The 12244-nt window shown below is 47.2% G+C and carries 10 protein-coding genes and 1 pseudogene; 3 read left to right on the plus strand and 8 right to left on the minus strand.

Annotation, left to right across the window (positions count from 1 at the left end; translation table 11 throughout):
* Nucleotides 1-52: 52 nt before the first annotated feature.
* On the plus strand, nt 53-1630 hold the full coding sequence (gene thiC / locus HPS56_RS12010; RefSeq protein ID WP_172276992.1) for a phosphomethylpyrimidine synthase ThiC: 1578 nt from the start codon (nt 53-55) through the stop codon (nt 1628-1630).
* Nucleotides 1631-1661: 31 nt separating this feature from the next.
* Nucleotides 1662-2264 (plus strand): thiamine phosphate synthase, encoded by a 603-nt coding sequence (locus tag HPS56_RS12015; RefSeq protein WP_172276995.1) that lies wholly within the window; start codon nt 1662-1664, stop codon nt 2262-2264.
* 100 nt (nt 2265-2364) lie between these two features.
* On the opposite strand, the gene HPS56_RS12020 is transcribed toward HPS56_RS12015, so the two are convergent.
* From HPS56_RS12020 to ald, 5 genes and pseudogenes are all read right to left on the minus strand, one after another.
* Entirely contained in the window at nt 2365-3117 is a 753-nt protein-coding gene (locus HPS56_RS12020) for a HesA/MoeB/ThiF family protein (RefSeq protein ID WP_172276997.1), read from the minus strand.
* Between the two features lie 10 nt (nt 3118-3127).
* Entirely contained in the window at nt 3128-3760 is a 633-nt protein-coding gene (locus HPS56_RS12025; protein WP_172277000.1) for a cytidylate kinase-like family protein, read from the minus strand.
* Nucleotides 3735-5123: pseudogene (locus tag HPS56_RS12030) on the minus strand (MATE family efflux transporter). The gene HPS56_RS12025 and the pseudogene HPS56_RS12030 overlap by 26 nt, the downstream one beginning before the upstream one ends.
* A 45-nt stretch (nt 5124-5168) precedes the next feature.
* Entirely contained in the window at nt 5169-5630 is a 462-nt protein-coding gene (locus HPS56_RS12035; RefSeq protein ID WP_172277003.1) for a hypothetical protein, read from the minus strand.
* 228 nt (nt 5631-5858) lie between these two features.
* Nucleotides 5859-6965, minus strand: a complete 1107-nt coding sequence (ald, locus tag HPS56_RS12040; RefSeq protein ID WP_172277006.1) for an alanine dehydrogenase — start codon at nt 6963-6965, stop codon at nt 5859-5861.
* A 257-nt stretch (nt 6966-7222) separates the two neighbouring features.
* Between ald and bcp the strand changes: the two genes are divergently transcribed.
* A complete protein-coding gene (bcp, locus tag HPS56_RS12045) occupies nt 7223-7675 on the plus strand; it encodes a thioredoxin-dependent thiol peroxidase (protein WP_172277092.1) in 453 nt (150 codons plus the stop codon).
* 133 nt (nt 7676-7808) lie between these two features.
* On the opposite strand, the gene asnS is transcribed toward bcp, so the two are convergent.
* The 3 genes from asnS to purB form a co-directional block, all read right to left on the minus strand.
* Nucleotides 7809-9212: an asparagine--tRNA ligase gene (gene asnS, locus HPS56_RS12050; RefSeq protein WP_172277008.1), complete on the minus strand. Its 1404-nt coding sequence runs from the start codon at nt 9210-9212 to the stop codon at nt 7809-7811.
* An 84-nt stretch (nt 9213-9296) separates the two neighbouring features.
* On the minus strand, nt 9297-10769 hold the full coding sequence (locus HPS56_RS12055) for a pseudouridine synthase (protein WP_172277011.1): 1473 nt from the start codon (nt 10767-10769) through the stop codon (nt 9297-9299).
* 85 nt (nt 10770-10854) lie between these two features.
* A complete protein-coding gene (purB, locus tag HPS56_RS12060; protein WP_172277014.1) occupies nt 10855-12201 on the minus strand; it encodes an adenylosuccinate lyase in 1347 nt (448 codons plus the stop codon).
* Nucleotides 12202-12244 lie beyond the last annotated feature (43 nt).

The following is a 12244-nucleotide window of genomic DNA, read 5'->3' on the forward strand; positions in this document are numbered from 1 at the left end:
AAATGAATAAAAAACAATAGAACAAAACATTAACAACCACAACATTAATAAAATGAACAAGGATATAAGAATAACATACCCCGGTTCGGAAAAGGTATACATGCAGGGAAGCATATACCCGGACCTGAAGGTAGGAATGCGCCGTGTGCGCCTTACCCCCACGGTAGAGATAAAGGACGGAAAGAAAACAATGACGGAGAACGCCCCGGTATATGTTTATGACACCAGCGGCCCGTACAGCGACCCCGACATCGAGACCGATCTGGAAAAAGGTCTCCCCCGCCTGCGCCAGTCATGGATAGACGCACGCAAGGAAGGGGATACACAGATGGCACTGGCAAAACGGGGAATAATCACCCAAGAGATGGAATACGTGGCCATAAGGGAGAACATGAACTGCGCCGAACTCGGGATAAAGTCACACGTCACACCGGAATTCGTACGCTCGGAAGTGGCGGCGGGAAGAGCCGTCATACCGGCAAACATCAATCATCCGGAAACAGAACCGATGATCATAGGCACCAACTTCCTTGTGAAGATAAACACCAACATAGGAAACTCCGCCACGACATCGGATATGGACGAAGAGGTGGAAAAGGCGGTATGGAGCTGCAAATGGGGCGGTGACACGCTGATGGACCTGTCGACAGGCAAAAACATACATGAGACGCGCGAACGGATTCTGCGCAACTGTCCGGTGCCGGTAGGAACAGTGCCGATGTACCAGGCCTTTGAAAAGGTAAAGGGAAAAGCCGAGGACCTCACATGGGAGATTTTCCGTGACACACTCATAGAACAGTGCGAACAGGGCGTAGACTATTTCACCATACACTGCGGAATACGCTTGAAAAACGTACCGCTGTCGCAGGGACGCCTTACAGGCATGGTGAGCCGCGGCGGAAGCATCATATCAAAGTGGTGTATGGTGCATAACGAAGAAAGCTTCCTCTATGCACATTTCGACGATATCTGCGACATCTGTGCAAAATACGACGTCGCGATATCGCTTGGCGACGGCCTTCGTCCGGGAAGCACATACGACGCCAACGACGCAGCGCAGTTTGCCGAGCTCGACACCATGGGAGAGCTTGTGGAGCGCGCATGGGCAAAAAACGTGCAGGCGTTTATCGAGGGGCCGGGCCATGTGCCGATGAACAAGATAAAGGCAAACATGGAAAGACAGATAGAGAAATGCCACGGGGCACCTTTCTATACGCTCGGCCCGCTGGTTACGGACATTGCACCGGGCTATGACCATATAACAAGCTCCATCGGAGCCTCAATGATAGGATGGTACGGCACTGCCATGCTCTGCTATGTCACACCCAAAGAGCATCTCGCACTGCCAGAAAAGGATGACGTGCGCACGGGAGTGGTGACATACAAGATCGCAGCACATGCCGCAGACCTCGCAAAAGGATTTCCCGGTGCGGACATACGCGACAACGCGCTGAGCAAGGCGCGCTATGAGTTCAGGTGGAAAGACCAGTTCAACCTCTCACTCGACCCGGAGCGTTCGCTGGAATACTACAGGACATCAAACAAGACCGAGGGTGAGTTCTGCACCATGTGCGGACCTAACTTCTGCGCCGCGCGAATAAGCCACTCACTGAAAGACTGCGACAGGTAATGACACCACATCGGCAGAAGAAATCCGAAATATGAAATTCATAGTGATAAGCCCTCCCGGATTTATTCCGGGAGAGGCTGTTTTGATAAAGCAGCTGTTTGATGCGGGCATGGACACCCTGCACCTCCGTAAACCGGAAGCAACAATTGACGACTGCGCCCGGCTGCTTGACGAGATACCACAGGAACTGCACCGGAATATAGTGATTCACGACAATTTCCGCCTATGTGACAGGTATGAGCTGCAAGGAGTACACCTCAACAGCAGGAATACTATTCCACCGAAATTCAGCGGACACCGGCAACACACTGTGTCGGCATCATGCCATACGCTGCAGGAAGCAGCAATGCGCAAGGATAATCTTGACTATGTGTTTATAAGCCCTATATTCAACAGCATATCAAAACAGGGATACAGCTCCGCATTTTCCCAAAAAGAACTTGACATGGCCGCAGAAAAAGGAATAACAGACGATAAGACAATAGCACTCGGAGGCATATCATACGGCATGATACGGCAGCTGCGCAAATGGCACTTCGGAGGAGCAGCCTTTCTCGGTGATGTATGGGAGAAAGCCGGACGCGATGATTTTGCCCTCTACGCGGAAAGACTAAGCGTGGAACTGCACGGATAAAACCCCACCGGCCATCAGATCACATTTTACATCGCAAAGCGATATCACTTCTCTGAGGATAGATGACAGTGACACCCTAATGACCGATTGGAGCATATCATCATTTCCTTCCGCACACAGGACAACCGGCATTTCTGCAGAAAGAAAATCTGTTGAAATCCATCGTAAGGGCATTGAAACGAAGAATGCTGTCGGTGAGCAGACGACCTGCCCCGGAAAAGTATTTCAATACCTCAGACGCCTGAATACAGCCTATGACACCGACCGCAGGACCCAAGACCCCGACTTCGGAACACAACGGAACGGAACCCTCAAGCGGAGGTTCGGGAAACAGACAGCGGAAACAGGCCGTGCCGTGAACGTGGGTGAACGTCTGACCGCCATAGCCAAGCAGACCTCCGTATGAGAAAGGTTTGCCCAACGACACACATGTATCGTTGATAAGATACTTCACGGGGAAATTGTCGGTGGCATCTACAATAAAATCATAAGGGGAAAAAAGCTCCACGGCATTCTCGGGCGTGAGAAAATCACGAAAGACATCAACATGTATGCCGGGATTCATCGCAAGCATCTTTTCCCTTGCCGACTCCACCTTTGCACGTCCTGCATCATATGTCGAATGGATTATCTGACGCTGCAGGTTTGACAAGTCGGCCACATCGCCATCGACAATACCGACAGTGCCGACGCCTGCCGCGGCAAGATACATAAGAACCGGCGAGCCCAGCCCTCCTGCCCCGACAACAAGCACTTTGCCCGAACGTATCCTCAACTGGCCGTCTTCGCCTATACCGTCGAGAAGAAGATGACGGCTGTAACGCCTGCGCTCATCTTCGGATAATGACTGCATCTGCATTTTTCTATTTCTCCATTTCTTTCATACGGCTGCGGATGAAGTCAGCGACAAACCCGACAGTGTCCTCTATTCCCAACAACGAGGAATTAACACACAGGTCGTATGAAGCGCAATGCCCCCATTTCTTGCCTGTATAATAGTTATAATACGAGGAGCGGTCACGGTCTCCTGCCTCTATAATCTTTAAAGCCGCATTGACGTCACACCCGTTGCGGCTGCAGATCCTGTCGATACGGCTACGGGAGTCGGCTGTAATAAAAACATTCACCGTATTCTGATAGTCACGCAACACATAATCGGCACACCGTCCGACAAACACGCACGAGCCACCGTCGGCCGCCTTGCGTATCGCATCACTCTGAAACTTGAAAAGGTTTTCCTGTGAGAAGTTGTTGCTGTAGAAACTGTTGTCGCTCACATGGGGGGCATGCATGTGGAACAAAGACCTGAAAAATCCTTTTTGCTCATCATGCTGCTCGAAGAACTTTTCACAGAATCCGCTTTCCCTGGCTGCAAGACACAAAAGCTCGCGGTCGTAAAAGCCGCATCCGAAAATGTCAGCAAGCCTGCGGGCGATGGCACTGCCACCGCTGCCGATCTGACGTCCCACGTTAATTATTATGTTCTGATTGTTCATTTACCGTCAACGTTTTATGTTGTTTTTTGAATTTACGCATATAAATCATCATTATTACAAGGGTGATAACCGAAGCAACGGCATCGGATACGGGCATCGACCACCATACTCCGTCGACCCCAAAGCGCAGAGGAAGAAGAATAAGCATCGGCAAAAGGAATATCATCTGACGCGAAAGGGAAAGAAACATGCTCACCCCCGCCTTCCCGATACTGAGGAAAAAGGTGGTGACTACCATCTGACAGCCGACAATGGGAAACGCCAGCATCATTATTCTCAATCCCCTCACGGCCAGTTCTATCAATTCGGTGTCACCGGTGAACAGCCTGACACACTGACGGGGAATAAACTCTGCCACGACAAAACCGACTGTGGTGACACACGTGGCGGCGACAACGGCATATTTCAGCACCTTCATCATACGGTCAAAACGCAACGCCCCGTAATTATATCCGGCAATGGGCTGCATGCCCTGATTGACACCCATAGTGACCATCACGAAAATAAACGCAATGCGGTTGGCTATTCCGTAAGCACCGACAGCAAGGTCGCCACTGTATGTATACAAACCTTTATTTATAAATATCACAACGATGCAGGCACACACATTCATGGAGAAAGGCGACATGCCTATGGCAAGGATATTACGCACAAGACTGCGGTCGAGACGGTAAATGCCGCGCCCGAGATGCAGAAGCTCTGATTTGTCACAGAATATCCTCATCTGCCATATCAAAGCCAGCACCTGAGAAAGAATGGTGGCGTAGGCGGCTCCGCTGATACCAAAATCAAGAACATATATGAATATAGGATCGAGGAACGTGTTTATAATAACGGTGAACATTGTGGCATACATAGCCTGACGGGGTTTTCATGCCGCACGGAGGACAGCATTCATGCCGAAATACATGTGGGAAAACACGTTGCCAAGCAAGATTACAACCATATAGTCACGGGCGTATGGCAGCGTCTGATCGCTCGCACCGAAGAAATATAGTATGGGATTGAGAAACAAAAGACACACCACACTGAACGCGACCCCTATCATAACATTAAGAGTGATGGTATTGCCAAGTATTCTACGGGCTGTAGAATAGTCCTTCTGTCCGAGTTTCACGGATATACAAGTGGACGCGCCCACACCCACAGCAGCACCGAAAGCCGCAGACAAATTCATGAAGGGGAAAGTCAAGGCCAGTCCAGAGATAGCCACGGCTCCCACACCCTGGCCTATAAATATACTGTCGACCATATTATACAGGGATGCGGCCGTCATGGCCACAATAGCCGGCAGACAATACTGAAGAAGCAGTGAGCCGACCGGCTTCGTTCCCAATTCCAATGTTGATTGAGTATTATCCATATCTTTCTTTTTACCGGATGCAAAATTACAAATTTATTCGGGATTTCAATAATTCTCAATGGCTTTCATTCTCTTACGGCGCTGCTTTTTCGACACATAATGACGGTCAAAGACATTGAGAAACGAAAGAAAATCCTTTCCGGACGGTTTGGGAGCAACAGCTCCCTCTGCCTTTATCTTCATTGCCAAACCCATATTCTTCAATATGTCTTTCCTGGCACGCCCGTATACAACGACCTCGCTGAGCCTGTTGTATTCGGGCAAAAGCCCTATGGTGTCGGTGAAAGACTCCAGACTGACTCTTCGTATTATATATCCGCTTCTGCGGAATGTCAGTCCCGCCTTTACCGAATCGGCAGAAAACCGTCCCTGCCAGTCTGTTCTGACAATCCTCAAACCGTCATCTATTATAACATCAACATCGCGCATCGGGATACGGGATTCAAGGTCAATGACAACTCCACGGAATGTCTGACCGTATATTTCTGTACTGATACCAGACAGCATCAACAGAAAAAGCAAATGAATATAACCGGTATTTATCAAATTTGCATCCGTGACACGGAATCGCCGCACCACGGATGCAAATATATTTATTAAAATCGGAAATGAACAGGTTACAGATAAGTTATCTTACAAAAACAAGTTTATTTATCCTATCATTTCTTTTTTTTACCAAAAATATGTTTATGAGGCATCCGTACCACATATCACAATGCCCCAAGACTACAGCCATCAGACAGCCAACGGCTCGTAAGGCAACCCGAAGACATCGGCAACAGCCTTATACACGACCTCTCCCTCTACGATATTCAACCCCTCAAAAAGAGCCTTGTCATCGGCACAAGCCTTACGCCATCCCTTGTCGGCAAGGGCAAGGGCATATTTCAATGTGGCATTGGTCAATGCAAGTGTCGAACTGTTAGGCACGGCCCCGGGGATATTTGCCACGGCATAATGTACGATATCATCAACAATATAAACAGGCTCGCTATGAGTTGTGGGGTGAGAGGTCTCGAAGCATCCGCCCTGGTCGATGGCCACATCGACAAGTACAGAACCGGGTTCCATCAGTCCAAGCATATCACGGGTGATAAGATGCGGAGCCTTGTCACCGGGAATAAGGACAGAGCCTACAACAATATCCACATCGGGAAGCTCTCTAACGATGTTATGATGCGAAGAATACAGTGTATCGACATTCGGAGGCATGGTTATCGACAGCTCGCGTAACAGGGAAAGGTTTATATCGGCTATAAGCACATTGGCACCCATACCGGCCGCCACCCTCGCTGCGGCCTGCCCTACAATGCCACCTCCAAGCACAAGCACTTTCACCGGCTTGACACCGGGAACACCACATATAAGCTTGCCTTTGCCACCCTTGGTCTTCTGGAGATAATATGCCCCGTTTATTGTTGCCATACGTCCGGCCACCTCACTCATAGGAACAAGCAACGGAAGAGAACCGTCGGAAAGCTGCACCGTCTCATAGGCCAGACAGACACCGCCACTCTCAATCATGGCTTCCGTGAGCCTGCGGTCGCATGCAAAATGGAAATAAGTGAACACAAGCTGACCTTTTCTGACCAAAGGATACTCCACGGCTATCGGCTCCTTCACTTTCACTATCATGTCGGCCACAGCGTAAGTCTCCTCTATCGTGGGAACAATAACGGCTCCAACGCGACTGTAAGCCTCATCAGGAAATCCGCTGCCAATTCCGGCCGTATGCTGTACATACACCTCATGACCGTGCTTCACCATCTCTGCAACGCCTGCCGGAGTCATCCCTACGCGGCTCTCGTTGTTCTTAATCTCTTTAGGAATACCGATTTTCATAATTCCAAGGTTTTTACAGTTAAACAATCATCATTGCACAGGCACAGAGCACGAGACTTGAAAAAGGACACCGAGGCCCGTATGCCATACAATAATATAACAGGCTACAAATATACGTTTTTTATGTCAAAGTAGTATAATCCGCAAATATATTTTTCATAATAGCAGAAAAAAAACAATAAAAGGAGATTCTTGTCGTTTTCAAATAACAGAAAACATTTTCACTGATATAAAAAACAACAATAACTACAGCTATGATTGAAATTGGAAACAAAGCACCGGAAATTCTCGGACGTGACGAGAACGGCAACGAGATCAGACTAAGCGACTATTCGGGAAAAAAACTTGTGCTGTATTTCTATCCCAAAGACATGACTCCCGGATGTACATCGGAAGCATGCAGCCTGCGCGACAATCATCAGGCTCTGCTCGACAAGGGATATGAAATACTCGGAGTCAGCATTAACGATGAAAAGTCTCATCAGAAATTCATTGAAAAACACGGACTTCCTTTTCATCTGATAGCCGATACTGACCATTCTCTTGCCGAGACTTTCGGGGTATGGGGCGAGAAAAGCATGTGCGGCAGAAAATATTTCGGAGTGTTCCGTACAACGTTCATAATAAACGGGGAAGGAATAGTGGAACATATAATCACTCCAAAACAAATAAAAGTAAAGGAACATGCAAATCAGATATTGAATATATAAGCTCATATCATCAAATATATGGCATTATATAAAATGTCCGGAAATCTCTTTAATGGATTTCCGGACATTTTATATAATGCCACACTTTCTGCTGACGTCCATGACAGAAGAAAGACGTACGGCCATTCCTTTATCAGAACTCTGCAGTTTTCGGTGTCCTCGGGAACGGAATGACATCACGGATATTCTGCATTCCGGTGACAAAGAGAATAAGACGCTCAAAGCCAAGACCGAAACCTCCATGAGGACATGAGCCGTACTTACGCGTGTCAAGATACCACCACATATCCTTCATCGGGATATTACGCTCGGATATTTCCGCCATAAGTTTGTCGTAGTCTTCCTCACGTACGCTACCGCCTATAATCTCGCCTATCTGCGGAAACAGCACGTCTGTACCCTGAACGGTCTTGCCATCGTCGTTTATCTTCATATAGAATGCCTTTATTTCCTTAGGATAGTCTGTCATAATCACAGGTTTCCTGAAATACTCTTCCACAAGGTAACGCTCATGCTCGCTTGCAAGGTCTGTGCCCCAGCTTACGGGAAACTCAAACTTATGCCCGTTTGCCACTGCCTCTTCAAGGATTTTAATACCCTCGGTATAAGGCAGACGTACGAAAGACTCGTCTACAACAGACTTAAGACGCTCTATAAGAGTCTTGTCTATCATCTTGTTGAGGAACTCAAGATCGTCCTGACAATTGTCCAATGCCCACTGTACGCAGTATTTGATGAAATCTTCCTCAAGATCCATAAGGCCGTTCAAGTCGATGAACGAAACCTCCGGCTCTATCATCCAAAACTCCGCAAGATGACGCGGAGTGTTTGAATTCTCGGCTCGGAATGTCGGACCGAAAGTATAAATTGCTCCCAAAGCCGTGGCGCCAAGCTCACCTTCAAGCTGTCCGCTTACAGTAAGAGAGGCTTGCTTACCGAAGAAATCATCATCATAGATAATCTTTCCATCCGCGTCTTTCTTGAGGTCATAGAGATTCTTTGTAGTGACCTGAAACATCTGGCCGGCCCCTTCACAGTCGCTGGCTGTGATAAGCGGAGAATGGAAATAAAAGAATCCATGGTCATGGAAATATTTATGGATGGCTATAGCCATGTTATGACGTATGCGCATTACGGCACCGAATGTATTTGTACGCAAACGCAGATGGGCATGCTGACGCATGTATTCAAAGCTCTGGCCTTTTTTCTGCATAGGATAGTCACTGCCGCATGTTCCATAGATTTTCAGTTCATGACACTGTATCTCTACCGTCTGGCCTGCTCCCTGACTTTCCACAAGCTCGCCCGTGGCACTTATACATGAACCTGTTGTGATTTGCCTGAGCATATCACCGTCAAACTTTGCCGGATCAACCACAATCTGGATATTCTTTATTGTCGAGCCGTCATTAAGGGCAATGAAGTCTACTGCCTTGCTGCTACGGTGAGTGCGAACCCATCCTCTTACGTTAACCTCTGCTCCGAAATCAGTACGTCTGAGAGCATCAACAACTTTTGTTCTCTTAATCTCTTGCATATTATACTTGTTTTTATAAGGCCGAAAAGTTAAGCCATTAAAGGCTTAACTCTCCGATTCCTGTTTAGTATATGTTTTTTATTCTTACTCGTATGCACCCATGCGAAGGCGGTCAACCTCCTCTTCCGTGAGATAACGCCAGTCACCGCGACGGAGGTTTTTCTTTGTAAGACCGGCAAACTGCACGCGGTCGAGTTTTGTTACCCTATAGCCAAGACTTTCGAATATACGCCTTACAATACGATTCTTTCCACTGTGAATCTCAATGCCTACCTGTTTTTTATCGGTCGCATCGGCATATTCGACAGCATCAGCCTTAATCTCTCCGTCTTCCAACATTATACCGTCACGTATCTGCTGTAAATCGTGAGCCGTAATATTGCGGTCGAGATATACATGGTAAATCTTCTTCTTTAGGAATTTCGGATGTGTCAGCTTACTTGCAAGATTGCCGTCATTGGTAAGCAAAAGCACACCTGTGGTATTGCGGTCGAGACGCCCTACAGGATATATACGCTCCGAACATGCGTTCTTTACAATATCCATAACGGTCTTGCGTTGCTGGGGATCATCGCTCGTGGTCACATAATCCTTCGGTTTGTTAAGCAACACGTATACTTTCTTCTCGATATTGACAATCTGGTCATGGAATTTTACCACATCGTTACGCAGGACTTTCGTTCCAAGTTCTGTAACAACGGTTCCGTTTACACTAACGACCCCTGCCTGGATGAATTCATCCGCCTCACGACGGCTGCATACACCGGCATTTGCGAGGAACTTATTAAGACGTATAGGCTCATTGGGATCATAATTCTCCTCCTTATACTCTATACGCTTCTTGAAACTGTACTTTGCATTAGGATCATAATCCGCAGAATGCTGACGATAACCACCGCGGTTGTTGTTATAGCCCTGTTGACCGTAGCCGCCACGATTGTTGTTATAACCGCCGCGCTGCTGATAACCACCGCGGTTGTTATAGCCCTGTTGACCGTAACCGCCACGATTGTTGTTATAACCGCCACGCTGCTGATAACCGCCGCGATTGTTGTTATAGCCTTGCTGACCGTAACCGCTCTGCTGATAACCTGTATTATCCTCACCTTCACCATTGTTATTATAACGGGGACGGAAGCCACCGCCACGGTTGTTGTTGTAACCACCCTGCTGTTGATAGCCGCCACGGTTGTTGTTGTAACCACCCTGCTGTTGATAGCCGCCACGGTTGTTGTTATAACCGCCACGCTGCTGATAGCCGCCATCCGCATTATTGTTATTATAGCGCGGACGATACTGACGCTGTGGAGCACCGGACTGAAGGCCAGCTCCGAATCCTTCCGGACGGAAACCACCGTCATCATTGCCGCCTTTATTATAACCGGGACGCTGATTGTTGTAAGGACGCGACTGGTGAATACGCGGACGTGGAGAACGCCCCGGAGTACGATAGCTCTGATAATTTCCTGTCTGACCTGACGTTTGATAACCTTCACGGCTGCCGGCATTCTGCTCATTTAACATTTCCTCCGGCTTCTTTTCATTTTCAAAATCCATAATCGTTTTAATTTAAATACAGCCTCACGGCCACTTGTTTTGTTTTATGTATTGTTTATTATTGATTGCTGATTTTCAGAATTAATTATATTCCAGTATAGTTATGCGGAGTAATTGCCATCAACTCGGCCTTTACCTCATCGCTTACTTCAAGCCCCTTTATAAAATCATGTATTGTGGCTTCCGTCATCTGGGTATTCGTACGCGTAAGCGACTTCAATGCCTCATACGGATGAGGATATGCCTCACGACGCAGAACAGTCTGGATCGCCTCTGCCACAACCGCCCATGTATTGTCAAGATCAGCCGCAACTTTTCCTTCATTAAGAATCAGCTTGCGAAGTCCTTTCAAAGTGCTTTGGAAAGCAATAAGACTATGTCCCATCGGAACACCGACATTACGCAAAACTGTGGAATCGGTAAGGTCGCGCTGCAAACGGCTTACAGGCAACTTCATTGCAAGGAACTGAAGCATGGCATTTGATATGCCCAAATTACCTTCGCTATTCTCATAATCTATAGGATTGACTTTATGCGGCATCGCACTTGATCCCACTTCACCGACCTTTATTTTCTGCTTGAAATAATCCATGGATATATACATCCAGAAGTCACGGTCAAGATCTATCACAATAGTGTTTATACGACGCATTGCATCAAAAATAGCTCCAAGATAATCATAATTACTTATCTGTGTAGTATACTGCTCACGCTGTAAACCAAGCTTCCCGCTGATAAAAGCATTACCGAATGCACACCAGTCAAATTCCGGATATGCCACATGATGAGCGTTGTAATTACCTGTAGCGCCACCGAACTTGGCGGTAACCGGCACAGACTTCAAGGAAGCCAACTGCAGCTCAAGACGATAGACGTATACCATTATTTCTTTTCCAAGACGGGTTGGAGAAGCGGGCTGACCATGAGTCTTTGCGAGCATTGCAACATCTTTCCATTCCTCCGAATATGCACGGAGCTGTTCTATCAGCTCCTCAACAGAAGGATAAAAGACATCTTCCAAAGCATCTTTTACAGATAAAGGCACACTGGTATTGTTGATATCCTGAGAGGTCAAACCAAAATGAACGAATTCCTTAAAGTTATCCAAACCGCCTATCCTGTCAAACTCCTCCTTAATATAATACTCAACGGCTTTTACATCATGATTAGTCACTTTTTCTATATCTTTCACACGACGTGCATTCTCTGGAGTAAGATTGCGGTATATGTCGCGAAGCTGTTCAAAAAGATTGTTGTCAAAGTCTTTCAACTGTGGAAGAGGCAACTCGCATAACGCAATAAAATACTCTATTTCAACTTTTATGCGATAACGGATAAGTGCATACTCTGAAAAATAAAGCGCAAGAGGTTCGGTCTTTCCCCTATAGCGACCATCAATAGGCGAGATGGCTGTCAATACGTCAAATTCCATATATCCTTACTTAAATCATTTTTAGGCCACAAAGTTAATCATT

Source organism: Xylanibacter muris (assembly GCF_013166605.1).
Lineage (GTDB): Bacteria > Bacteroidota > Bacteroidia > Bacteroidales > Bacteroidaceae > Prevotella > Prevotella muris.